Here is a 22,086-nt window from a genome sequence, read left to right as displayed (position 1 = left end):
TCCCGAGAGCGCAACACTTTCGGCCGAGAAACCCGATGGGGACACTATGGGATATCGAACCAACGGGCGCGTGGGTAACGTGCCGGGCGTGCACATCGCCATGTTCATGGACTATCACCCGGCGACGCTGGGCGGGGTGCAGACCGCGGTGGCGGCACTGCGCCGCGGCCTCGAACGCGCCGGGCACCGGGTGACACTGTTCGTGGCGCCACTGTCGGGCACTCCGTCCCCGGCTACGGAAGCCGACGACGGGGTGATCGAACTGGCTCCGCTGGCCGGCGCGGTGGTGAACGGCTTCCCGATGGTGCTGCCCACCGCACGCAACGCCGCACTGATCGATGCCGCCTTCGCCGCCCGCGGCCCGGTCGATCTGGTCCACACCCACACCACCTACGGGGTCGCCATCTCGGGAATGAAAGCCGCACGGCGGCACCGGATTCCGCTCGTACACACCGCACAGAGCCGCGACGACGCCTTCATCGAGCACACCGCACCGGCGCCCTACCTCTCCGCGCTGGCGCTGCGAATCCTGCACGGCCGCTTCGTCAACCACCCCGCACGGATGCCGCGTGGCGCGCAGAGCCGGGCCGCCCGCCATGCGTGGCACACCATCGTGGGTCAGGGGCAGGCCGCCGACCGGGTCATCGCACCGACCCGCCATTTCGCCGATCTGCTGCTCGGCCACGGCCTCACCCGGCCGATCCGGGTCGTGTCCAACGGCGTCGACGACACACTCGTCGACAACCGGCGCCCGGTCGAGCGCGACGCCGACGGCCCGCTGCGGTTGATCTGGTGCGGCCGGCTCTCCGCGGAGAAGCGACTGCTCGAATCGATCGACGCGGTGCGCCGCGTCCCCGACTGCACCCTCGACGTGTACGGCGAGGGTGAACTGTTCGATCGCGCCGCCGCGGTGGTCGCCGAATACGGCCTCGCGGACCGAATCACTCTGCACGGCAGGGTTTCTCAGGAGCAATGCCTCGACGCCATGGCCGCAGCGGACGCCCTGCTGTTTCCGTCGTGGGGTTTCGACACCCAAGGCATGGTCCTGCTGGAGGCGATCGCCACCGGGCTGCCCGTGCTGTACTGCGATCCGGACCTGGCCGAATCCATCCCGGCGGGCGGCGGTCTGCGCGCCGACGACACCTCCCCCGCAGCACTGGCGGATGTGATCGCCCGGCTGGCGACAGATCGCGCCGAGCTGCTCGCGATGCGCGCCGAGATGGCCGGGCATCGGGATTCGGTGCGACAATCCGGCCGCATCGGCGCGATCGTCGAGGTCTACCGGCAGGCACGGGCCGATACCGAGCCCGCCGCGCAGCCGCCGGTGCCGCGACGACTCTCCGATGTCCCCACCGCGCCCGGCGCCCTGCCGTTGATCGGCCACAGCCTGCGCGCGCTGCGCGACGCACCGGGTTTCGTGACCTCGCTCGCCGACCTCGGCCCGATCGTGCGCATCCGGTTCGGCCGCAAAACCGGCTATGTGCTCACCACTCCTGAGCTGGTACGCGAGGTCGGCCTCGGCGACGCGGAACTGAATCGCGACGACCTGCGGGAAGCGATCGCCGATGTGGCGGGCGGTTCGGTGAACGTGCTGCGCGGCGCCGAACACAAACTGCGCCGGCGCATGATCGCGCCCGCGCTGCGGCAGAGCCGGCTCGCCGAATATACGGTCACCGCGGCCGGATTGGCCGATACCTGGTCGGCCGCACTGCCCGCCGGTGGCCGGGTCGACCTGATGGACGAGGCGCACGGACTGATCCTCGATACGGTGTCCTCTACGTTGTTCACCGCCGAATTCAGCGAGACGGCCCGCCGCCGGATTCGCGACAACGTGCCGTGGCTGCTGAGCCAGGTCATTCTGCGCACCGCGCTGCCGCCGCAGATCCGCCGCCTCCGGGTGATCGCGAATCGACGCTGGCAACGCAAGGCACACCATCTGCGTGCCGCGATCGGCGCCGCGATCGCCGAGTACCGCCGCCGCGACGAGGATTTCAACGACGTGGTGTCGGCGTTGATCCGCCATACCGATCCCGAGACCGGCGCGCGACTGTCGGACGAGCACATCATCGACGAGGCCATCCTGATGCTGGCCGGTGGGGTGGGGTCGATGGCCTCGCTCACCGGCTGGCTGTGGCACGAGGTGATGCGGCGCCCCGATATCGCCGAGCGGATACGTGCCGAACTCGACGAGGTGGTGGGCGCCGGCCCGGTGCGCGCGGAGCATATCGCCGAGCTCACCTACCTGAAACAGGTTGTCTCGGAGACTCTTCGGTTCTGGGGGCCGTGGATCAGCGCCGGTAACGCGTCGGGGCCGGTGACCGTCGGTGGACTCACCATTCCCGACGGCACCGCCATCATGTTCAGCCCGTATCTGGTCCAGCACGACCCGCGCCACTTCCCGAATCCCGAGGCCTTCGATCCCGACCGCTGGTCGCCGGACCGCACCGGCGAGATCGACAAGCAGGCGAACCTGTCCTTCGGCGTCGGTCGCCGGCGCTGCCTGGGCGATCATTTCGCGCTGCTGGAGATCACGCTGGCCTCGGCGGCACTGCTGGCCCGGTGGCAACCCGAGCCGGATCCGGCCTACGTCGTGCGGGCCTCGAACCGCGACTTCGTCCTCTCACCCTCCGCGATTCCGGTGACCCTGCACCGGCGTTAGCGACGGCGCAGCAGCACCCCGCGGATGAACGCCGCCTGCCCGGAATGCTGGATGTCGTCGTCGACCACGCTGATCAGCCGCACGCCGAGGGTCACCGGCGGATCCCAGCGGGTGTCGACGATCCGCGGCAGGTCGGCGTCGGTGAGAGTGCGGACGTACTCGACGGTGCGGTCGTGGACGGCGTCGTGATAGCCCAGCAGCGACTCGGCCGGAACACCGTCGAGGGCCGCCACCGCGTCGGGACCATCGCCGTATCCGGTCGCTGATTCGTCGAAGGGCAGATCGAAGCGGCGAACCCAGCCGGCCGCCGTCCACACCTGTTCGGTGCCGGCCACGTCGGCGACATGGTCGTCCTGCACGCGGGTCAGATGCCAGATCAGCCAGGCGATGGAATTGGCCCCCGGATCCAGCCGCGCGGCCAGTTCCTCCTGGGTGAGCCCGGCGACCGCGCCATGCACGTTCTCCTTGATCCGTCCGAAGGCGTCTACCAGCAGATCGGTGCTCGTCATGCTGGTATGCAAGCACATCACACCGACAGTTCGGTGGAACCGGTGTGAATATGCCCGCTCACAAGGTGTTTCACCGTGGTTCACCGGCCCGGTCCGCCCCGGCGAACCGAGAGTGGAAGACGGACAGAGAGTTCGGCACGTTCCTGCTACCCTGGTCGACAGTCCGGTTACGGATGTCCGGCCGGGCGGCTAACCAAGCCTCTTGTCCTACAACAGATGTGGGGTGACGCTGTAGGACCATACCGACAGGTAGGACCATACCGACAGCGGAATTCTTCGTCGCGCTCGACAGTTCATTCTCTGGAGTCACATCTTTTGACCACACCACGTTCTGCACTGTCCGCACTGCCCGGCGCGGGCGGTCCCGCCACCTGCCCGGTCCAGCACATGGGTTCCCCGGTCGACACCGACGGCCCCCGGATCCTGCTGGACACACCGGAATTCGCCGCCGATCCGCACGCCAAGTATCGGGAGATGCGCCGGCGCTACGGTTCGCTGGTCCCGATCGAGTTGTCCCCCGGCGTCCCGGCCACGCTGGTGATCGGCTACCACACCGCGTTGCGGATCCTCAACGATCCCGAGCACTTCCCCGCCGACCCGCGGGCGTGGCAGGACACGATTCCCGAGGACTGCCCGGTGCGGCCGATGATGCAGTGGTATCCGAACGCGCTGCGCAACGCGGGCAACGTCCACCTGCGCTACCGGCAGGCCTATACGGCGGCCGTCGACGGTATCGACCTGCACGCGCTGCACAGCACGGTGGAGAAGATCGCGATCCCGCTGATCAACAGCTTCTGTGAGGCCGGATCGGCGGATCTGGTGTCGCAGTATGCCTTCCCGCTGGTCTTCGAATCGCTGAATCGCATGGTGGGATGTTCGGCCGAGCTGGGTCAGCGCGTGGCCACCGGTATGGCGGCGCTGTTCGACACCGTGAACGCGGCCTGGGGTATGGAACATCTGAGCCAGGCGCTGATGGAGCTGATCCACCTGCGCCGCGCCGAACCCGGCGACGACGTCACCTCGCGGCTGGCCCACCACCCGGCCAACCTCAGCGACGAGGAGATGCTCTACAACCTGATCAGCTTCTACGGCGCCGGCATCGAGCCCCAGCAGAACCTGATCGCCAACACCCTGCTGCTGATGATCACCGACGACCGGTTCGGCGGCGGCATGCTCGGCGGCAGCCTCTCCACCCGCGACGCGCTGGACGAGGTGTTGTTCAAGGATCCGCCGATGGCGAACTTCTCGATCAGCTATCCGCGCCAGCCCATCCTGATCGACAACGCCTGGCTGCCCGCGCATCAGCCGGTGGTCATCAGCCTGTCCGCGTGCAACAACGATCCGGTCATCGCCGGCGGCGACCGCACCGGCAACCGCTCGCATCTGGCCTGGAGCGCCGGACCGCACGCCTGCCCGGCCCGTTCGGTGGCCTACCTGGTGGTGCAGGACGCGATCGACCAGCTGCTCGACGCGCTGCCGGAGATGCGCCTGGCCATCGAGCCGAGCGAAATCACCTGGCGCCCCGGCCCGTTCCACCGTGCGATGGCAGCGCTACCGGTCACCTTCCCCGCATCTCCTCCGTTGAATTTGCTGTAAGGAGCTTCCGATGAAGCAGGAACCACTGGTGCTCGATCTGACCGGCGCCGATATCCACGCCGAGAACGAGCGCATCCGGGAACGCGGTCCCGTGGCGCTGGTGGAGTTGCCGGGCGGGGTGCCGGCCTGGTCGGTGACCGATGCGGTCGTGTTGAAGAATCTGCTGTCGGATCCGCGCGTGTCCAAGGATCCGCGCCGGCACTGGTCGGCCTATATCAACGGTGACATCAACGAGTCGTGGCCGCTGCAACCGTGGGTGGCGGCGCAGAACATGTTCACCGCCTATGGCACCGAGCATCGGCGACTGCGCAAACTGGTCGCGCCGGCGTTCACGCACCGGCGCACCACCGCGATGCGCCCGCGGATCGAGGCGATCGTGGCGGATCTGCTCGAGCGGTTGAGCGCGACCGCGCCCGGGGAGATCGTGGACCTGCGCCCGAACTACGCCTACCCGGTGCCGATCCGGGTGATCAGCGAACTGCTGGGGGTGCCCGATCATCTGGACTCGGCCATCCACGCCTGTGTCGACGGCTTCTTCGACACCTCGTTCACACCGGAGCAGGCGCAGGCGAACTTCATCGAAATGGGCCGGCTGATCGGTGAATTGGTGGCGTTCCGCCGGGAGAACCCGGGCGACGACATCACCAGTGTGCTGATCGCGACCCGCAACGAGGACGGCGCCCAGCTCTCGGAGACCGAACTCGTCGACACCCTGATGCTGGTGATCAACGCCGGCCACGAGACCACGCTCAACCTGATCGATCAGGCCATCGTGGCACTGCTCACCCACCCGGAGCAGCGCGCCGATGTGATCGAGGGCCGGGTGCCGTGGGCGGAGCTGGTGGAGGAGACGCTGCGCTACCAGGCGCCGGTCGCGCATCTGCCGTTGCGCTATGCCGTCGAGGACATCGAGGTCGGCGAGATCCGGATTCCGAAGGGTGAGGCGATTCTCGCCTCCTACGGTGCGGCGTGCCGCGATCCGAAGGTGCACGGCGAGACCACCGCCGAGTTCGACGTCCATCGGGCGAACAAGGAGCACCTCGCCTTCGGCCACGGTGCGCACCACTGCCTGGGCGCTCCCCTGGCACGGATGGAGGCCGCGATCGCGCTGCCGGCGCTCTTCGAACGCTTCCCGGATCTGCGGCTCGCGGTCGATCCGTCCGAGCTGAAGCCGCTGGGCAGTTTCATCTCCAACGGGCACATCTCGGTTCCGGTATACCTGCGATAGTTCGGCCGGTTCCGCGCCGGCGCTCGTCGGCGCGGAACCGCCTACTGTGGGATCTCGTGCGGGCGGCGTAGGACCGGGCAGTGCCACACCGGGAGGCGAACCGATGGCGTATTCGGACGTGCGGAACCTGTCGCATCCACTGTCCGCCGAGGTCGTATCGGTGTTCCCCGGCGATCCCGCGCCGCGGATCGACACCATCGCCACACTCGACGACCACGGCTTCCACCTGCAGGCGGTCACCGTCGGCGAACACACCGGAACCCATTGGGGCGCACCGGCCCACTTCACCGCCGGTGCGGCGACGGCCGATCGGCTCGATCCCGAGGATTTCGTCCTGCCCGGCGTCCGGATCGATATCAGCGCGCGGGCCGAACACGATCGCGATTACGCGGTGACGGTCGACGATCTGCTCGAATGGCAGCAACGGCACGGCCCCTTCCCCGCCGAGGCCGCTGTCCTCCTGCGCACCGGCTGGGAAAGATACTGGGGCACCGACGCTTTCGCGTCGGTCGATGCGCAGGGCCGCATGCATCACCCCGGGTTCTCGGTGGCGGCGGTGCACTGGCTGCTCGACCACGGCGTACTCGGCCGGCGCGGCGCCCTCGGCACCGACGCCTTCAGCCCCGATATCGGCACCGACGACAGCTATCGGGTATCGAAGCTGTTGTACCGCGAACACCGCCTCAGCCTCGAAATCCTCGCCCACCTGGCGGATCTGCCGGCTCGGGACTTCACCGTCGTCGTGGGCGGATTCGTCACCGAGGGCGGGTCGGGATCACCGGCGTCGATATACGCGTTGATCGGATCCTGAACAGCCGATGGTGGTCACGGCCCCGAGTCGCCCGGCTTCTCGGGGGATGTCCGGTACTCACCGCAGCGGTTCGAGAACCCGCTCCACCAATGCGGTGTCACAGTATTCGGTCACCTCGAGCAACTGCCCGGCGTCGACCCGGAATACGAAGCAGTAGTACTGGTCGTAGGCCTCGCCGCGGATCGTCGTCGCCGCACTGTGGGCCTGCACGACCACCCGATCACCGTCGGCGTGAACGGCGTCCGCGCTGATTCGGTAATCGGTGAACTGCGCCATCAGGGGACGCAGAAGACCCTGTACCGCAGTCGTTTTCGGCTCCCAACTGCCCGACCACGACCAGTGCCCGGGAAAGGTCCAGCGAAACTCCGGGGCCATCGCATCGCTCAGCGCCCGGGTCTCGCCGGCGGCCATCCGCTCGAAGATGTTCTGCAGCAGCGCTCTGTTCTCGTTCACACTCACTCAGCCGACGCTAAACACGGCCGACCTATGCGACAAGCGACGATCTCGCATCTCTGGTATCAGTATTTCGCATGGGTGAGTTCACCGTTCTCGGCTTGCGTGTCGTCCGCGAAGCCGCCCGCTGCGGCTCGTTCTCGGGCGCGGCGGACCGGCTGGGCTACACCCAATCCGCGGTCTCCCGGCAGATTTCGCTGATGGAGCAGGCGGCGGGGCATCCCCTGTTCGAGCGGCACGCTCGCGGCGCCGCCCCGACCGCGGCCGGGCAGATCGTGGTCCGGCACGCGGAAGCGGTCTTGGCCGAATTCGACAGCATCCGCGAGCAATTGGATCGCCTGACCGCGGGCCCGCCCGCGACCGTGCGTGTCGGCGCGTTCTCGACCGCGATGGCGGCGCTGGTGCCGAGAGCGGTGGCGGCGACGTCGGCGCGGGTGCCGCTGCGAGAGGGCACCAGTCCTCGGCTGCTCACCGCGGTGGCGCGCGGCCGGCTGGACCTGGCCGTCGTCACCGAAACCGGCACGCTCGCCGACGATGTGGAGGTGGAATTGCTGCTCGACGATCCGCTGCTGGTCGCGGTCGCGCCGAGCCACCGGCTGGCCGGGCGGATCAGTGCGGCGCCGGCGGAATTTCGCGGCGAGCGCTGGATCGCGGGCAGCACCGAGCACGGCAGCACCCTGCTCGGCGCGTGGCGCGATTCGCGGCACGAACCCGATATCGCCTTCGTCGCGCGGGATTGGGTCGCGAAATGGGGTCTGGTCGCGGCGGGTTCGGGCATCACCGTCGTGCCCGGTATCGCGGAGCCGGCGGTACCCGCGAATATCGCGTTGCTCCGGATCGATCACCCGGAGGCGGTGCGCCCCACCCGCGTCGTCCACAGCTCGGCGCGCAACGCCGCGACCTCGGCGGCGACGCGGGCGTTCATCGAGGCGTTGCGCGATGCCGCGGCAGTCCTCACGAATGAGATGCGGGGACGGCTGCGCCCGATCGCCTCGGGGTCGCGAACGAGCTCGCAGTCATAGCGCTCGCGGGTCCGTCGCGGCGAAAATATCTGCGTATCAGCGGAATTGGTCGCAGTGACGCTCGCACCATTCGGCGAAGGTGCGCGGTGCGCGGCCGAGCAGCCGCCGTACCGTATCGGTCCGCAGGCCGACGGTGTCGGCGCGCATCACCGTGAATCCCTCCAGAATCGCTGCCGCGAGCGCCGGGGGCGCGCCCTGGGGATAGCGGGACCGGACGGCCTCCTCGGCCGTCGTGGCGGTATGGACCGGGATCGGCCGGCCGATCGCGCGGGCCAGCACCTCGACCTGCTCGCCGATGGTGAAGGTCTGCTCGCCGGTAAGACAGTAGGTGGTGTCGTGCCCCGGCTCGGTGAGTGCGATCGCCGCCACCGCCGCGATATCGGCGGGGTCGATCGGCGCATAGCGGCCGGGGCCGGTCGGATCGAACACGGGCCGGCCGGCGCGGATATCCGGCGCCCACTCGAGGGCATTGGTCATGAATCCGCCGGGACGCAGGATCGTCGCGGAAATGCCCGAGGCACCGACGATTTCCTCGCGTTCGTGGTGCCAGCGCCCCATGGCCGGCATCGGATCGCCCAGCACGTTGTACGACGACACCAGGACCAGATGTCGCACCCCCGCTCGCCGCGCCGCCGCCACCGCATGCCGCGCGGGCTCCACCGCCAGCCCCGGAACGAGCAGGAACAGCGAGTCGATCCCCTCGCACGCCGCTCGCAACGCCGCCGGATCGGCCAGGTCGCCGGCCACACGTTCGGCGGAGGCCGGGAGGTCGACGGCGCGAGCCGGATCGCGCACGAACAGGCGCATCGCCGCACCCGCGCTGTCGAGCCGCGCCACGAGCTCTCGGCCGATATGTCCGGTCGCGCCGGTCACCAGTATCATTCCTACCCCTAATCGTTAGCCGCCTATCGACAAACATTAGGCGGCTAACAACACTCGGTCAACACGGCCCTCGGCGAACGAACGCGGGCCGCGACACCCACCGGTTCACGGGCGGAATCGGTCCGTCGGCGACGGCCGGGTCGTAGCGTGAGCGCATGCGCGCGCTCGTGTTCTCGATGTGGGCCTCGGTGGTGTTCGTGGTGGTCTCGCTGGCGTGGGGGCTGGCCGCGGGATCGCAGATGATCGTGTTCGACGGACTGTATTCGCTTGTGGGCATTGCACTTTCGGCGGTGTCGGTGGCGGCGCAGCGGACCGTCGCGAAGGGGGCCGACGCGTCGTATCCGTGGGGGCGCGAGACCTGGGAGCCGGTCGTCATCGTGGTGCGCTCGACCGCGCTGGGCGGGCTGTGTGTCTACGGATCTGTGAACGCGGTGCGCGAGATCCTGCACGGCGGCCGGGCCGTGTCGGCGGTCTCCGCGCTGGCGTACGCGATCACCGCGTCACTGCTCAGTGTGCTGGTGGCGCTGGTGCTGTGGCGGGCCGCACGCTCCGGTCCGGGACTGGTGCGGGCCGAGGCCGCCGAATGGGGCGGCGATGCGGCCTTCAGCCTGGTCACCCTGGCCGGATTCGGCGCGGCGGTGGCATTGGAGTCCGCCGGTCGCGGCGACATCGCCCGCTACGTCGACCCCACGCTCGTGATCATCGTGTCCCTGGCTTATCTCTGGATCCCGATCCGGTTGTTCCGCTCCGCTTTTCGCGAAATTCTCACCATGGCCGCCCCGCGCTCGGTGGTCACCGACGTCGAGCGACTGTGCGACCGCGTCCGCACCACCCACGGCTTCGCCGAATCCTTCGTTCGCGCCTCCACCGTGGGCAGCCGCCTCGATCTGGAACTCGCCTTCGTCCTCGGTCCCCGGACGCCGGAACGCACCGTCGAATCCTTCGACGCCATCCGCGCCGATATCGACGCCCAGCTCAACGCCCGGAACTACCACCACTCGACATCGGTGGTCTTCACCGCGGATCGCCACTGGGTGGAGTGGGCAGTGACGTGAACGACGTTGCCGGGCCGACGGTTTCGGCATAACGCCGAAACGGGACCAGCGCCTCCTCCCCCACGCCGAACAGCAGCGATAGTGTCCAAGACACTGTCCCCATCAGTGCCATTGGTGCGACCTATAGTTGGTCGATGGAGCTGCGCCACATCCGGTATCTGCTGGCCGTCGCCGACCACGGCAACTTCACCCGCGCCGCGCAGTCCCTGCACATCTCGCAGCCGACGCTGTCGCAGCAGATCAAGCAGCTCGAGCGGGTCCTCGGCGTGGTACTGCTCGACCGGTCCGGCCGCACGGTCCGCCTGACCGACGCCGGGCAGGCGTACGCGCGCTACGCCCGGCTCGCACTGCGCGATCTGGAGGCCGGCGAACGCGCGGTGCACGACGTCCAGGACCTGTCACGCGGTCATCTGCGGGTGGCGACGACGCCGACCTTCACCGCCTATCTGATCGGCCCGCTGGTTCACCGGTTCCGTTCCGAACATCCGGGGATCAGCCTCACCCTCCGGGAGACGACCCAGGATGCGATCGAGGCGGATCTGCTCGCCGATCGGCTCGATCTCGGGATCGCCTTCGCCGGCACGCACGCCGCGGGGGTCGAGCACATCGCGCCGGCGTCACGCACTTCCGCGACGCCGTCTTCCCCACCAAGGCGCAGTTGTTCGCTTGGCTCACGACGACTCACACGCCCGCCACGCTGTTCATCGGCTGCTCGGACGCACGCGTCGTCCCCGAACTGATCACCAGAAGTGAACCCGGTGAGCTGTTCGTGATTCGCACCGCGGGCAATCTCGTTCCCGCCTACGGGCCGGGCGCCGACGGCGTGGCGGCCAGTATCGACCGCCCGGGCTCGGAAGCGACCGCGGCCCTGATTCGCGCGAATGTCGTTGCCCAGCAGGCGAATCTGGCCACCCACCCGGCGGTGGCGCGAGCGTTGCCGACCGGCGCCGTCACCGTCGAGGGCTGGGTCTTCGATATCGGCACCGGCGCCGTCACGGTGATCGATCCAGCCGGTGGCGACCGAACCATCGCCGCCTGAAACCCCCTGTGCCGCCGGCAGATCCGGCGGTCGAAAGAAAGGAGATCACTATGGTGCACGCACAATTCGATCCGGCCGCCCGCCAGGCACTGGCCGTCACGGCGGTCGAGGCGAAGATCGCCAAAGATCTCACCTGGCAGCAGATCGCCGACACCGCCGGCTATTCGACGGCCTTCGTGACCGCGGCGATCCTCGGCCAGCATCCGCTGCCGAAACAGTCCGCGGAAGCCGTGGCCGAGCTGCTCGGCCTGGGCGACGACGCGGCGGCGCTGCTGCAGACCATCCCCACCCGCGGGTCGATTCCGGGTGGCGTGCCGACGGATCCGACGATCTACCGCTTCTACGAAATGCTGCAGGTATACGGCACCACGCTCAAGGCGCTGGTCCACGAACAGTTCGGCGACGGCATCATCAGCGCCATCAACTTCAAGCTCGACGTGCGCAAGGTGCCCGATCCGGAGGGCGGCGAACGCGCCGTGATCACGCTGGACGGCAAGTACCTGCCCACCGAACCCTTCTGAGCAACCACCGCTCCGACATCGACTCATCAAGGAGTGCAATGGATTTCGCACAACACACCATCGATCTGGCCCGCCGCAACGTCGAGGAGGGCGGCCGGCCGTTCGCGACGGTCGTCGTGAAGGACGGGGAAATTCTCGCCGAAAGCCCCAACCTGGTCGCCCAGACCGCCGACCCGACCGCCCACGCGGAAATCCTCGCGATCCGCCGGGCCTGCACCACCCTCGGCACCGAACATCTGACCGGTGCCACGATCTACATCCTCGCCCTGCCCTGTCCGATGTGCCTGGGCGCGCTGTACTACTGCTCCCCCGACGAGGTCGTCTTTCTCACCACCCGCGAGGCCTACGCTCCGCACTACGTCGACGACCGGAAGTACTTCGAGCTCGGCACCTTCTACGACGAGTTCGGCAAGCCGTGGGATCAACGCCGCCTGCCGATGCGCCACGAATCCCGCGCCGACGCGGTCGACGTCTACCGCCGGTGGCAGGAACGCAACAACGGCGAGCGCCGGGTGGCGGGAGCACCGACGGGCCGCTGATCCCGCCGCGGCACGATGCGCGTCGGTAGCGGAGTCGGCGTTCACCCGAACGCCGATCAACCGGCGGCGGGGATGGCGCGCTCCACGATCGTGCGGACCAGTTCGGCGGCCCGCTTCTCGTCGAAAATGCCGGGGAGCGTGAGCCTTTCGAGAATGAGCCAGTTCAGCGCGAGGTACAACAGCACCACGGCGTCCTCGTCGCCGGGCAGCTGCGACTCCCGGAAGTTGCTGATGTTGAAGTCCAGATCCGCGCGCACTCGCTCGGTCAGCAGCGCCTGCAGTTCGGGACGACGGGTTGCCTCCAACCGCAGTTCGAGGATCGCGAGATAGCCGGTGCGGAAATGGAAGACTCGCTCGACCACCTCGGTCATGAGTTCGGTCATGGTCTCGCGGGTCTGCGGTCCACGCGATTTCGCCATCGCTTCCTCGCTCGGGATCAGCCGCTCGTAATAGCGATGGCCGACCTGAACGAGCAGCGCATCCCGGTTGGGGAAGTAGTTGGACGCCGTTCCCGCGGGCACTCCCGCCTCCTGATCCACCGCCCGAAAGGTCAGCCCGCGCGCCCCCTCCCGGGCCAGGACCTCGATGGACGCGTCCAGTAGAGCCTGCCGGCGTTCCGGATTCGTGCGCACCACTTGACACCACTCCATTCGTAGTACTACGGTTCAAAACACTTCGTTCAGAGTACTACACCTGAGGCGGTAACGATATGCGAAAGCACCACACCACCTTCCCTGCCCAGGCCGACCAACGGCGCTTCGTCACACGCCCCGTGCCTCCGCGCACAGTCACCAATTCCAAGGGCGGGTGGCCCCGGCACGGCAGGCACGGGGCCCGGTAACGGCCGACAGTGCCGGATGTCCGAATCGTTCGACCGGCCGGAAACGGCCGGAACAGGAGTGGAATGCATACCGACGTGATCATCGTGGGCGCGGGCCCGACCGGTCTGATGCTGGCCGCCGAACTGCAGGCGGCCGGAGTCCGGCCGCTGGTGCTGGAACGGCAACCGCGACCCCGCGACACTCCGAAGGCCGGTGGGCTCGGCGGGCAGATTCTCGAGTTGTTGCGCTACCGGGGCCTGCTGGACCGGTTCGAAGCGGCCTGCACCGACCCGATACCGGCTCCGCGGTTCCCGTTCGGCGGTGTCCATGTGGACCTCACCGGGCTCGCCGAGTCGCCGATGCACGCCTTGCCGCTGCCGCAACAGCAGCTCGAGCGGGTGCTCGGCGAACGCGCCGATGAACTCGGCGTCGACATCCGGCGCGGACATCAGGTGCTGGACGTGACGCAGGGCACCGACGCGGTCACCGCCCACGTGCGGGGCCCGGACGGCACCTATCGGGTCACCGCCCGCTACCTCGTGGGCTGCGACGGCGCCCGCAGCCGGATTCGCGAGCTGGCCGCAATTCCGTTTCCCGGCACCGTCTATCCGGAGGTCAACCGGCTGGCCCAGATCACGGTGCCCGATTCGGTGACCCGGCACGACAACGGCGACCTCGACGTCGACGGTTTCGGAACCATCAGGACGGGTTTCACGCGGACCGACCGCGGGCTGTTCGGGATGGGCGGCTCACCCACGTCGGAGGTGTTGTCGGTCTACACGATCGAGGACGAGTCCGTCGAATACGACGACGACGTACCGCTGACCGTCACCGAACTGCAGGACAGCATCCGCCGCGTGCTCGGCGCGGAACTCCCTGTGGCACAGACGCATCGGCTGTCACGTTTCACCTTCAAGGCCCGGCAGGCCGAACGCTGTCGCGAGGGCCGGATCCTGCTGGCCGGCGATGCGGCCCATCTGTTCCCGGCCACGGGCGTGGCCCTCAACGCCGGCATGCTGGACGCGGTCAACCTGGCGTGGAAGCTGGCCGCCGAAGTCCAGGGCTGGGCGCCGGACGGACTGCTGGACAGCTACCACGACGAACGGTATTTCGCGGCGGCGCGCACCATGCTGCACACCCGTGCGCAGGTGGCGCTGCGGCGTGGGCACGACCCGGCGGCCGAGGCGCTGCGGGCGGTCTTTCAGGAGCTCCTCACCGACGATCAGCCCCTGCGGCGCATGGGCGCCCTCATCGCCGGCGCCGATATCCGCTATGAGCTGCCGAACCCGAACGGCCACGCCGCGACCGGCACCTTCGCACCCAACCTGGCCCTGCGCACCGGCGAGGGCAGCACCGACGTCGCGACGCTGCTGCACGACGCACGGCCCGTCCTGCTCGATCTCGCCGGACGGCCGGAGCTGCGCGCGGCGGCACGAGAATGGGGACACCGCATCGAGATTCGCACCGCCGAGACCGCCGATCGGACCGCCGACGCCCTCCTCATCCGCCCCGATGCGCACATAGCCTGGGCCGCGACCGTCGGCGAACCCGCGGACACCGCGGAGTCCGGCCTGCGCGCCGCACTGCAGCTCTGGTTCGGCGCACCCGTGACGCCCGGTGTTCCGTCGGAAACTCCGATCGGCGGCTAGTGCGGCCGGCGGCCGCAACGCTCGAAATGTGGCGCCGGATCAACACGTCGTCGGGATTGCCGATTCGATCTCATGACACGGGGAGTATCTTTCGAGCCTGCGCAAGGCCGGATTGCTAGTTGTAGGCGTAATCGTCGAGGGGGAAGGTGCGGCTGGTCCACCAGGCTTGCAGTCCGGTAGTGGGGCGCAAGGAGCTGAAGTCGCCGTGATGGTCGAAGTAGTAGCTGTTGGCTGATGCGCAGTTGCTGATCGCGAGCAGCGAATTGTCGGCCCGCGCGCGAACGAACGCCAGGAAGCGGGCGTTGGCCTCGGGCCGCACGGCTACCCGATCGGCGCCGCGGCGCTCGGCTTCGCGCAGGACCCGGATGATGTGATTGGCCTGCGTCTCGACCATGACGTGATACGAGCCGCCCGACCAGGAATAGGGACCGAACAGCGAGAAGGCATTGGGCAGTTGGGGGAGACTGACGCCTTCGTAGGACTGCAGGGCTTCGGTTTCGAAGAAGTCCGCGAGGTCGAATCCATCGCTGGTCTGCACCGGGGAGATCCGGTAGTTGATCGGTTCGTGAGCGAAATGGAAGCCCGTAGCCAGGACGAGGACGTCGACAGGGTGCTCGGCGCCGTCGACGGTGCGGACGCCGGTCGGGGTGATGCGATCGATGGGCTCGGTGACGAGACTGACGTTGTCACGAGTGAACGTGCGGTACCAGGCGTTGGACACACTGGGGCGTTTGCAGCCGAAATCGTAGTCGGGCGTGAGCTTTTCCCGCAGTCCGGGATCGCGGACCTGAGCGAACAGCAGCGCCCGGCTCGCGGCGGAGAGCCCGCGCGCCAGCGGTGCGACCGATTTACCGTAGGCCGCGACCGCGACGAGCAGCACCTCGACCTGGGCCGTGAAGGCGAGTCGCAGTGCGTCCTGGCTACCGGGGACGGCGGCGATCACGCGCTGCAGCGGGCCGGGGACGGGGATGTCGAGTTTGGGCAATACGTGGATGGGGCGACGCTGGAAGACGGTGAGGTGTGCCGCGGTTTCGGCGACTTTCGGGACCAGTTGTACCGCGCTGGCGCCGGTGCCGATGACCGCGACTCGTCGAGCCGTCAGGTCCTGGCGGTGATCCCACTGCTGAGATCGCATGACGATGCCGGTGAAATCCTCGAGCCCCGGAATGGAGGGAGTGCGAGGATTGACGAAGGGACCGAGAGCACTGATGACATAGCGGCTGGTGAACTCGCCGTGGTTGGTGTGCACATACCAGACGCGCTCGTCTTCGGACCAACGACGTTCGAGCACTTCTGTGCCGAGTTCGATGTGCCGCGCGATGTCGTATTTCTCGACGCAGCGGTCGAGGTAGCGCTTGATCTCCTCGCCCTTCGGAAACAGTCGCGACCAGCCGGGGTTCTTCTCGAACGAGAACTGGTAGCTGAAGGACGGCACATCGGCACCGACTCCGGGATAGACGTTGTCACGCCAGACACCGCCGATATCACCGGCCCGCTCGAGCACGGTGAAGTTGTCGATTCCATTGCGGCGCAGGGTGATCGCCATTCCGATGCCGGCTATTCCGGCACCGACGATCACGATATGCCGGTCCGGCGGAGTGCGCTTGTCGCGGTGCTGCGGTGCAATGAGGTCGACGGTCATGGTCGAGGAGTCCTTCCGGGAAGCAGTAAGCGGTAACGCGCGCTTCATCTTGAAACGCATGTTTCAACTTACGGCCGCGCATTGTCAAGCCCCATCGCCTCAGTCGTGTTGCCGCACCGCCTCGAGCTGGGCGAATACTGTTGCCACCGCAGCGGTGGCGAGTCGTTCCCGACTGACCGACAGCCGCCCGTCGACCCATTCGAGATACAACGACACGAGGCTGCCACTCAGGGCCGTGGCCGCGATCGCGAGAGCTTCCTCGTCGGCAGGGACGATCGCACCGGCTTCGGCGCCGAGAACCGGAATGAGCATTCGCAGAAATGTCGGAGCGCGGTCGGCACTGTGCCGGCGCAAGGTGTCGTCGGCGAGCGGTTCGCGCAGCAGGATGCGCGCACGGCCGGGATCCTCCTCGAAGTATTGCGCGCAGATCTCGAAGATCTCGCGGATCGCCGCGCGTAGCCCGTCGGCGGTGCGGACGCCGCGCATCCGTTCGAACAGCCGGGATTCGACCCTGTCGTACACCGCGATGATGAGATCCTCACGGCTGTCGAAGGTTTCGTAGAAGTAGCGCGGACTGAGATTGGTCTGCCGCATCACCGCGCGGGTCGTCACCGCCGATACCCCGCCGGTGCCGAGCAATTCTTCGCCCACGTCCAGCATCTGTTCGCGGCGGTCCAGCGAGCGATCCTTCAGGGTCTGCCCGCGCCACAGCTTCGGAGAGCTCATCAGCCGATCCTCTCACCGCGCCGAGACACGGACCGCCGAGCACGTATTGACATCAGGCGTTTCAACATGAAACGCTCGCTTCATCTTCCTCGTCCGGCCGCCCCGCCGCTGCTCGGAACCGCCTTCTCAGAGAGGTGCTGCCATGCCACTCATGCGACGTCACCATTTCGGTGCCCACTCCCGTCACCCCAGCGTGCGCTCGCAGCTGGCGACGGCCGCAGTGCGCGAGCTGGTACGACCGGCACTGCGCCGGGTACCGATCTCTCCGCTCGCGATACGCGTCGGAGGGCTTGTCGACCTCGGATCCCGAGCACTGTGTGTCCGCACCCCTGTGCGGGTCGAAGCGGTGACAACGACGACGGTGCGCTGTGAGATCGTGCGCGCAGCCGAGGCGCCGGACGGGTTCGGCGCAGGCGCGGTGCTGTATTTCCACGGCGGCGGTTTCGTCGCCGGAGGCTTGCACACACACCGTCGCCTGGTCGCTGAATTGTCGCGGGCCACGGGGTTGCCGGTCGTGCAGGTGCGCTACCGCTATCTGCCCGAGGCCACGGTTCCGGAGTCGGTGCGCGACTGCCTGGCCGCCTACCGGTGGCTCCTCGACCACGGCGTCGGTAGCGAATCGGTCGTCTTCGCCGGGGATTCGGCAGGCGGATTCCTCGCGCTGAGCACCGCGCTCGGGGTCGCCGGCGAGCAATTGCCGGCCCCGGCGGCGGTGGTCGCGCTGAGCCCGTGGCTCGACCTCGACCTCACCGCCAAACTCGCACACCACAATGCGATGACCGAGGCATATCTGCCCACCGCGGCATTCACGCGCATCGCCGAACTCGGCTGTGCCCGCGACGGCCGCATCGATACAGCGCTGTCGCCGGTCAACGGCGACCTCCGCGTCCTACCCCCGACCCTGCTGGCCGCCTGCGACGACGAGTTCCTGCGCCTGGATTCCGAAGTCATGGCCGCCGGCCTCGACGCGGCAGGTGTGCCGTGCGAACTGCACATCTGGTACGGCCAGATCCACGCCTTCCCGGTGGTGTTCCCGTACCTGCCCGAAAGCAGGCAACTCACCGCGGAAATCGCCCGCTTCATCCGCGAGCACGTCCGGACCGCAGCCTCCTCGGCAGCGGCCTGACACTTCAGAAAGGAATCTCGATGACTACTGGAACCTCATCCCGCCGCAGCTCCGGCGCTGCCCGCAGACAACCGACATCGCTGCTCGGGGAGCTGCGTGAACTGGCCGGTTCGGCACCGGCACGCGCCGCCGCAGCGTGCTGGGACTATCTGCGAGGGGCGGCCGACACCGACGACCGTGAGCTGTTGGCAGCTCTGTTCGCCCAAGGCACGGCCCCACAGTTGGACGGCGACTACGAGGGGATGATCGCGGGCAAGTTGTTCGGGATTCCGGAAGCGGCTCTGCTCAATCCGGTAGTCGCCGTCGAACCCGGGTGGGTGGGCAAGAGTTTCGACGCCGCCACCGCGACCGGGTACAACCGCCTGAACCGCATCGCCTACCTCGCGTTACGGGCCGCGGTGCCGCGGTACAGCGGCTGGGTCCGGACGAGTGCGGTCTACCAGGGTTTCCGCTTCGGCTATCGCGTAGAACGTGCTTCGCTCGCACCGTTCGTTCAGGTCGCGGCGGTCACCTACACCGACCCAGCGCTCGGCAACCCCCGTTCGAGGATCGTGCCCATCGAACGAGTTCGCGATGAACTCGTCGAACTGGTGCCCGGGGTGTATCTGGGCCGCGCACTGATGGGTTCGCGAACCGGCGAGATCCGGGTCATCGGCTACTTCGCGCTGCGCGCACCGCTGCGGGAGACGAACCGATGATGCGACTGGACGGGACGGTCGCCTGCGTCACCGGCGGGGCACGCGGAATCGGCCGCGCCACCGCCATCGCGCTCGCCGCGCGCGGCGCCCAGGTCTGGATCGGCGATATCGACCTTCCCGTGGCCGAGGCGACCGCCGCCGAGATCGGCGGACACGCCGCCCAACTCGACGTCACCGATCCGGGCAGCTTCGCCGAATTCTTGAACGCCGCCACCGAAACCGGTCCCGTCGACGTACTGGTCAACAACGCGGGCATCATGCGCCTGGCACCCTTCCTCGAGCTGGACCTGGCCGGGCACCACCGCGAGATCGCCATCAATGTCGGCGGGGTGATCAATGGCATGAGTCTGGCTTTGCCGGGAATGGTCGCGCGCGGACGCGGCCACATCGTCAATGTCGCGTCCATGGCCGCCAAGGTCACTACCCCGGGCGCGGCGGTCTACTGCGCCTCGAAATTCGCCGTCGGCGCGCTGTCCCGCGCGGTCCGCGCCGAACTCGACGGCACCGGCGTCACCGTCACCACCGTGATGCCCGCCGCCGTGCACACCGAACTGACATCGGGGGTGAACCTGAAACTGCAACCCACCTTGCACCCCGCGGAAGTGGGCGAGGCGATCGCCGATACCGTTCGCCACCGGCGTGCCGAAGTGACGATCCCACGATGGCTCGCTCCGATGGGCACCGTCGAACAAGGTATTCCCGAGACGGCTCTGCGCGCGGTCAAGCGCCGATTCGTCGGTCGCGAACCCGGCCGGTACGACCAGCAGCGGCGCCGCGCCTACCTGAACCGCATCGACAGTTGATTTCCGCGGTCGGTGCGGACCCCCGATGCCGCACCGACCACCTGCAATCGCCTTCGTACCCACCACCGAAACTCTTACCGGAGAATCATGTCCGAGCCTTACCGCGGCCGCGTCGCCGTCGTCACCGGCGCCGCATCAGGAATGGGTCGCAGCCTCGCAATCGAACTCGCCCGCCGCGGCGCACACCTGGCATTGTGCGACCTCGACGCCGAAGAGCTCGCCGAAACCGCTGCCCGATGCTTCGCCTACAACGCCCGAGTGGAGACAGCCGTCCTCGACGTCGCCGAATACGAACAGATGCTGCGGTTTGCCGAGACCGTCCTCGCGCGGTTCGGGGCCGTGCACGACGTATTCAACAACGCCGGAATCGGTTTCGTCGGTACCGTCGAGAACAGCGACATCAAAGATCTGTCCCGCGTCCTCGATGTCGACTACTGGGGTGTCGTGCACGGCACCAAGGCGTTCCTGCCACACCTGATCGCCTCCGGCGACGGCCGCATCGCCAACACCTCGAGCGTCTTCGGCCTGTTCGCCGTTCCCACTCAAAGTGCCTACAACGCGGCCAAATTCGCTGTTCGAGGTTTCACCGAATCGCTACGCCAGGAAATGCTCACCGCCGGACATCCGGTCACCGTGTCCAGCGTGCACCCCGGCGGCGTTCGCACCGCCATCGCGACGAAGGCCACCGGCACCAACCCCGAGGAGCTGCAGCACCTCGTCCAGCTGTTCGACCGCCTCGCTCGCACCACCCCCGAGAAGGCGGCCCGCGTCATCCTGGACGGAACGGCCAAGGGCAAGGCCAAGATCCTCGTCGGCGCCGACGCCCACGTGAGCGACCTCCTCGTCCGCATCCTCGGCTCGTCCTACCAGCGAATTCTTGCCACCCTAGCCACCCGCTACATCGAGCCCACCCGGCCCACATCGCTGAGCTGATCGGAAGCCCGGACAGAACTCGAGTTCGTGGCTGTGCCACGCCCGGTGCCGGCTCATGCCACGTTCATCGTGGTTCCGCGTGATGTCGAATTCGATGCCGACAACCCCGGCAAGAGTCGAGGGCGGCCCTGAACCTCTGGTCAGGACCGCCCTCTGTAGTAGCGGGGACAGGATTTGAACCTGCGACCTCTGGGTTATGAGCCCAGCGAGCTACCGAGCTGCTCCACCCCGCGTCGGGCAGGGACAACCCTACGCAACCGCACGGGAAACACCAAAACGGCTGGTGACAGAGGTCGGAGACTACGCGTGAGCCGCTTCAGCGGCCTGCCCACTTGCGAAACAGCCGACGCGACGAGCCGTCCTGGGCGGATGCCGGATGGCCGGCGCACCATTGGTCGGCCGGAACGGCGGCCCGGACCCGAGCGACGTGCCGACCGCAACCGGACCACGTCGTCTTGCCGCACACCCTGCATCGAACGGGACTACACATACCGAGGACCTTTTCCGTTCGTGATCACGCCGGGCCGTCGCCGGCATCGACGGCATCGGCGAACTCGCAGAACGCTTCATAGGCGCGAGCACCGTAGATCGTTGCCGGGCCGCCGTGCATGAGGAAGGTAACGCCGATGGCCTCCGCGGCCTCCTGACGCGTGGCCCCGGCGCGCGCAGCCGCTTGCCCGTGCGAGGCGATGCAACCGTCACAGCCCTCGACCACGCCGATGGCGAGCGCGATCAGTTCCTTCGTCTTGCGATCGATGGCTCCCGGCGCGAACGCGGCTTTGCTGAGTTCGCCGAAACCCTTGTACACCTCGGGGATCGCGTGACGTAGCGCGCGATGCTGCGGCGAGAGCTCTTGGAGCACGGCGGCGCCGTGGCGGGACGGGCGCTCACTGTGTTCGGACATCCGGCATTCCTTTCATCAGCTGTGGTCCGTCGCGGGTGGGGCGGGGAGAACCACGTACGGGCTATCCCCCCGGGGGGATATGAGACAACCATAGCATCCCCCCGGGGGGATATGATTCCTGGGTACGGTCCGCGACGGGCCGGACGAGACGCTGGAGGAACAGATGCAATTCGAACCGGACGAGGTGAAGGCCGTGATCACTCGCATGAAGCGCGCACACGGCCACCTGGCGACCGTCATCCGCATGATGGAAGACGGTGCGGAGTGCGAGGATGTGCTCACTCAGCTCGCTGCGGTCAACAAAGCGCTGAGCCGCAGCGGTTACGCCCTGGTGGCGACCGGTCTCCAGCACTGCCTGACCAACGGCAGCGCGGACGGCGCCGACATGAAGAAGATGGAGAAGCTGTTCCTCTCGCTGGCGTGACGTCACGGCACCTCCCAGGCGAATCCGTTGCGAGCGCGGTGAATTC

General features: G+C 67.8%; 23 protein-coding genes, 1 tRNA gene and 1 pseudogene. 16 read left to right on the top strand and 9 right to left on the bottom strand.

Going from position 1 to position 22,086, the window contains the following annotated elements:
- Window positions 1–46: 46 nt before the first annotated feature.
- On the top strand, window positions 47–2,659 hold the full coding sequence (locus NN2_RS35710; RefSeq protein ID WP_245658533.1) for a cytochrome P450: 2,613 nt from the start codon (window positions 47–49) through the stop codon (window positions 2,657–2,659).
- Here the strand turns inward: NN2_RS35710 and NN2_RS03885 are convergent.
- Window positions 2,656–3,168 (bottom strand): mycothiol transferase, encoded by a 513-nt coding sequence (locus tag NN2_RS03885; RefSeq protein ID WP_063010392.1) that lies wholly within the window; start codon window positions 3,166–3,168, stop codon window positions 2,656–2,658. The genes NN2_RS35710 and NN2_RS03885 overlap by 4 nt on opposite strands.
- Before the next feature lie 387 nt (window positions 3,169–3,555).
- Here NN2_RS03885 and NN2_RS03880 point away from each other — a divergent pair, with 387 nt between their 5' ends.
- From NN2_RS03880 to NN2_RS03870, 3 genes are all read left to right on the top strand, one after another.
- Window positions 3,556–4,764, top strand: a complete 1,209-nt coding sequence (locus NN2_RS03880) for a cytochrome P450 family protein (protein ID WP_051757032.1) — start codon at window positions 3,556–3,558, stop codon at window positions 4,762–4,764.
- 10 nt (window positions 4,765–4,774) lie between these two features.
- Window positions 4,775–5,992: a cytochrome P450 family protein gene (locus NN2_RS03875; RefSeq protein WP_063010390.1), complete on the top strand. Its 1,218-nt coding sequence runs from the start codon at window positions 4,775–4,777 to the stop codon at window positions 5,990–5,992.
- Between the two features lie 103 nt (window positions 5,993–6,095).
- Window positions 6,096–6,803, top strand: a complete 708-nt coding sequence (locus tag NN2_RS03870) for a cyclase family protein (RefSeq protein ID WP_063010387.1) — start codon at window positions 6,096–6,098, stop codon at window positions 6,801–6,803.
- Window positions 6,804–6,860: 57 nt separating this feature from the next.
- Here the strand turns inward: NN2_RS03870 and NN2_RS03865 are convergent, their stop codons facing one another.
- Window positions 6,861–7,262 (bottom strand): nuclear transport factor 2 family protein, encoded by a 402-nt coding sequence (locus NN2_RS03865; RefSeq protein WP_063010385.1) that lies wholly within the window; start codon window positions 7,260–7,262, stop codon window positions 6,861–6,863.
- A 71-nt stretch (window positions 7,263–7,333) separates the two neighbouring features.
- Here NN2_RS03865 and NN2_RS03860 point away from each other — a divergent pair, with 71 nt between their 5' ends.
- Complete coding sequence (locus NN2_RS03860; RefSeq protein ID WP_063010383.1) at window positions 7,334–8,278, top strand: LysR family transcriptional regulator; 945 nt, start codon at window positions 7,334–7,336, stop codon at window positions 8,276–8,278.
- A gap of 36 nt (window positions 8,279–8,314) precedes the next feature.
- On the opposite strand, the gene NN2_RS03855 is transcribed toward NN2_RS03860, so the two are convergent.
- Window positions 8,315–9,160 (bottom strand): SDR family oxidoreductase, encoded by an 846-nt coding sequence (locus NN2_RS03855; protein WP_063010381.1) that lies wholly within the window; start codon window positions 9,158–9,160, stop codon window positions 8,315–8,317.
- A gap of 155 nt (window positions 9,161–9,315) precedes the next feature.
- Here NN2_RS03855 and NN2_RS03850 point away from each other — a divergent pair, with 155 nt between their 5' ends.
- From NN2_RS03850 to NN2_RS03830, 5 genes and pseudogenes are all read left to right on the top strand, one after another.
- Complete coding sequence (locus NN2_RS03850; RefSeq protein WP_063010379.1) at window positions 9,316–10,215, top strand: cation diffusion facilitator family transporter; 900 nt, start codon at window positions 9,316–9,318, stop codon at window positions 10,213–10,215.
- Between the two features lie 134 nt (window positions 10,216–10,349).
- Window positions 10,350–10,841 (top strand): annotated as a pseudogene (locus NN2_RS03845) (LysR family transcriptional regulator); the annotation flags it as partial.
- Window positions 10,842–10,873: 32 nt separating this feature from the next.
- A complete protein-coding gene (locus tag NN2_RS03840; protein ID WP_063010376.1) occupies window positions 10,874–11,254 on the top strand; it encodes a carbonic anhydrase in 381 nt (126 codons plus the stop codon).
- Between the two features lie 50 nt (window positions 11,255–11,304).
- Entirely contained in the window at window positions 11,305–11,775 is a 471-nt protein-coding gene (gene cynS / locus NN2_RS03835) for a cyanase (protein WP_063010374.1), read from the top strand.
- A 38-nt stretch (window positions 11,776–11,813) separates the two neighbouring features.
- Window positions 11,814–12,314 carry a nucleoside deaminase gene (locus tag NN2_RS03830; RefSeq protein WP_063010372.1) on the top strand — a complete coding sequence of 167 codons (501 nt, stop codon included), beginning with the start codon at window positions 11,814–11,816 and terminating at the stop codon, window positions 12,312–12,314.
- A gap of 56 nt (window positions 12,315–12,370) precedes the next feature.
- Here NN2_RS03830 and NN2_RS03825 read toward each other — a convergent pair whose 3' ends face one another.
- Window positions 12,371–12,949, bottom strand: a complete 579-nt coding sequence (locus NN2_RS03825; RefSeq protein WP_063010370.1) for a TetR/AcrR family transcriptional regulator — start codon at window positions 12,947–12,949, stop codon at window positions 12,371–12,373.
- A 269-nt stretch (window positions 12,950–13,218) separates the two neighbouring features.
- Between NN2_RS03825 and NN2_RS03820 the strand changes: the two genes are divergently transcribed.
- Window positions 13,219–14,784 (top strand): FAD-dependent monooxygenase, encoded by a 1,566-nt coding sequence (locus tag NN2_RS03820; protein WP_063010368.1) that lies wholly within the window; start codon window positions 13,219–13,221, stop codon window positions 14,782–14,784.
- A gap of 115 nt (window positions 14,785–14,899) precedes the next feature.
- On the opposite strand, the gene NN2_RS03815 is transcribed toward NN2_RS03820, so the two are convergent.
- Window positions 14,900–16,426, bottom strand: a complete 1,527-nt coding sequence (locus NN2_RS03815) for a flavin-containing monooxygenase (RefSeq protein ID WP_063010366.1) — start codon at window positions 16,424–16,426, stop codon at window positions 14,900–14,902.
- A 99-nt stretch (window positions 16,427–16,525) separates the two neighbouring features.
- On the bottom strand, window positions 16,526–17,152 hold the full coding sequence (locus tag NN2_RS03810; protein ID WP_063010364.1) for a TetR/AcrR family transcriptional regulator: 627 nt from the start codon (window positions 17,150–17,152) through the stop codon (window positions 16,526–16,528).
- 346 nt (window positions 17,153–17,498) lie between these two features.
- Between NN2_RS03810 and NN2_RS03805 the strand changes: the two genes are divergently transcribed.
- The 4 genes from NN2_RS03805 to NN2_RS03790 all read left to right on the top strand — a co-directional run bounded on the left by NN2_RS03805 (window position 17,499) and on the right by NN2_RS03790 (window position 20,712).
- The gene (locus NN2_RS03805) at window positions 17,499–18,278 is read left to right on the top strand and encodes an alpha/beta hydrolase (protein WP_245658531.1); all 780 of its coding nucleotides are present in this window, start codon (window positions 17,499–17,501) and stop codon (window positions 18,276–18,278) included.
- A 20-nt stretch (window positions 18,279–18,298) separates the two neighbouring features.
- Window positions 18,299–18,976 (top strand): hypothetical protein, encoded by a 678-nt coding sequence (locus NN2_RS03800; protein ID WP_063010360.1) that lies wholly within the window; start codon window positions 18,299–18,301, stop codon window positions 18,974–18,976.
- Window positions 18,973–19,779 (top strand): SDR family oxidoreductase, encoded by an 807-nt coding sequence (locus tag NN2_RS03795; protein ID WP_030517990.1) that lies wholly within the window; start codon window positions 18,973–18,975, stop codon window positions 19,777–19,779. Before NN2_RS03800 ends, NN2_RS03795 begins: the two co-directional genes overlap by 4 nt.
- An 87-nt stretch (window positions 19,780–19,866) precedes the next feature.
- Entirely contained in the window at window positions 19,867–20,712 is an 846-nt protein-coding gene (locus NN2_RS03790; protein WP_063010358.1) for an SDR family NAD(P)-dependent oxidoreductase, read from the top strand.
- Window positions 20,713–20,871: 159 nt separating this feature from the next.
- Here NN2_RS03790 and NN2_RS03785 read toward each other — a convergent pair.
- The 3 genes from NN2_RS03785 to NN2_RS03780 all read right to left on the bottom strand — a co-directional run bounded on the left by NN2_RS03785 (window position 20,872) and on the right by NN2_RS03780 (window position 21,616).
- Window positions 20,872–20,945, bottom strand: a tRNA-Met gene (locus tag NN2_RS03785).
- An 83-nt stretch (window positions 20,946–21,028) separates the two neighbouring features.
- The gene (locus NN2_RS39245) at window positions 21,029–21,202 is read right to left on the bottom strand and encodes a DUF8730 family Cys-rich protein (protein WP_501039980.1); all 174 of its coding nucleotides are present in this window, start codon (window positions 21,200–21,202) and stop codon (window positions 21,029–21,031) included.
- Window positions 21,203–21,226: 24 nt separating this feature from the next.
- Window positions 21,227–21,616: a carboxymuconolactone decarboxylase family protein gene (locus NN2_RS03780; RefSeq protein ID WP_063010356.1), complete on the bottom strand. Its 390-nt coding sequence runs from the start codon at window positions 21,614–21,616 to the stop codon at window positions 21,227–21,229.
- A 163-nt stretch (window positions 21,617–21,779) separates the two neighbouring features.
- On the opposite strand from NN2_RS03780, the gene NN2_RS03775 reads away from it, so the two are divergent.
- Complete coding sequence (locus NN2_RS03775; RefSeq protein ID WP_063010353.1) at window positions 21,780–22,040, top strand: metal-sensitive transcriptional regulator; 261 nt, start codon at window positions 21,780–21,782, stop codon at window positions 22,038–22,040.
- The last annotated feature ends 46 nt before the right edge of the window (window positions 22,041–22,086 follow it).

The sequence above is a fragment of the Nocardia nova NBRC 15556 genome (genome assembly GCF_001613005.1).
Classification (GTDB): domain Bacteria; phylum Actinomycetota; class Actinomycetes; order Mycobacteriales; family Mycobacteriaceae; genus Nocardia; species Nocardia nova.
The sequence above is the reverse complement of the archived record's forward strand: the minus strand, read 5'-3'. Positions and strand labels throughout refer to the sequence as shown.

Coding starts and splice junctions, on each gene's coding strand:
- NN2_RS35710 (WP_245658533.1), top strand. CDS start 47: ATGGGATATCGAACCAACGGGCGCGTGGGTAACGTGCCGGGCGTGCAC.
- NN2_RS03885 (WP_063010392.1), bottom strand. CDS start 3,168: ATGACGAGCACCGATCTGCTGGTAGACGCCTTCGGACGGATCAAGGAG.
- NN2_RS03880 (WP_051757032.1), top strand. CDS start 3,556: ATGGGTTCCCCGGTCGACACCGACGGCCCCCGGATCCTGCTGGACACA.
- NN2_RS03875 (WP_063010390.1), top strand. CDS start 4,775: ATGAAGCAGGAACCACTGGTGCTCGATCTGACCGGCGCCGATATCCAC.
- NN2_RS03870 (WP_063010387.1), top strand. CDS start 6,096: ATGGCGTATTCGGACGTGCGGAACCTGTCGCATCCACTGTCCGCCGAG.
- NN2_RS03860 (WP_063010383.1), top strand. CDS start 7,334: ATGGGTGAGTTCACCGTTCTCGGCTTGCGTGTCGTCCGCGAAGCCGCC.
- NN2_RS03855 (WP_063010381.1), bottom strand. CDS start 9,160: ATGATACTGGTGACCGGCGCGACCGGACATATCGGCCGAGAGCTCGTG.
- NN2_RS03850 (WP_063010379.1), top strand. CDS start 9,316: ATGCGCGCGCTCGTGTTCTCGATGTGGGCCTCGGTGGTGTTCGTGGTG.
- cynS (WP_063010374.1), top strand. CDS start 11,305: ATGGTGCACGCACAATTCGATCCGGCCGCCCGCCAGGCACTGGCCGTC.
- NN2_RS03830 (WP_063010372.1), top strand. CDS start 11,814: ATGGATTTCGCACAACACACCATCGATCTGGCCCGCCGCAACGTCGAG.
- NN2_RS03820 (WP_063010368.1), top strand. CDS start 13,219: ATGCATACCGACGTGATCATCGTGGGCGCGGGCCCGACCGGTCTGATG.
- NN2_RS03815 (WP_063010366.1), bottom strand. CDS start 16,426: ATGACCGTCGACCTCATTGCACCGCAGCACCGCGACAAGCGCACTCCG.
- NN2_RS03810 (WP_063010364.1), bottom strand. CDS start 17,152: ATGAGCTCTCCGAAGCTGTGGCGCGGGCAGACCCTGAAGGATCGCTCG.
- NN2_RS03800 (WP_063010360.1), top strand. CDS start 18,299: ATGACTACTGGAACCTCATCCCGCCGCAGCTCCGGCGCTGCCCGCAGA.
- NN2_RS03795 (WP_030517990.1), top strand. CDS start 18,973: ATGATGCGACTGGACGGGACGGTCGCCTGCGTCACCGGCGGGGCACGC.
- NN2_RS03790 (WP_063010358.1), top strand. CDS start 19,867: ATGTCCGAGCCTTACCGCGGCCGCGTCGCCGTCGTCACCGGCGCCGCA.
- NN2_RS39245 (WP_501039980.1), bottom strand. CDS start 21,202: ATGTGTAGTCCCGTTCGATGCAGGGTGTGCGGCAAGACGACGTGGTCC.
- NN2_RS03780 (WP_063010356.1), bottom strand. CDS start 21,616: ATGTCCGAACACAGTGAGCGCCCGTCCCGCCACGGCGCCGCCGTGCTC.
- NN2_RS03775 (WP_063010353.1), top strand. CDS start 21,780: ATGCAATTCGAACCGGACGAGGTGAAGGCCGTGATCACTCGCATGAAG.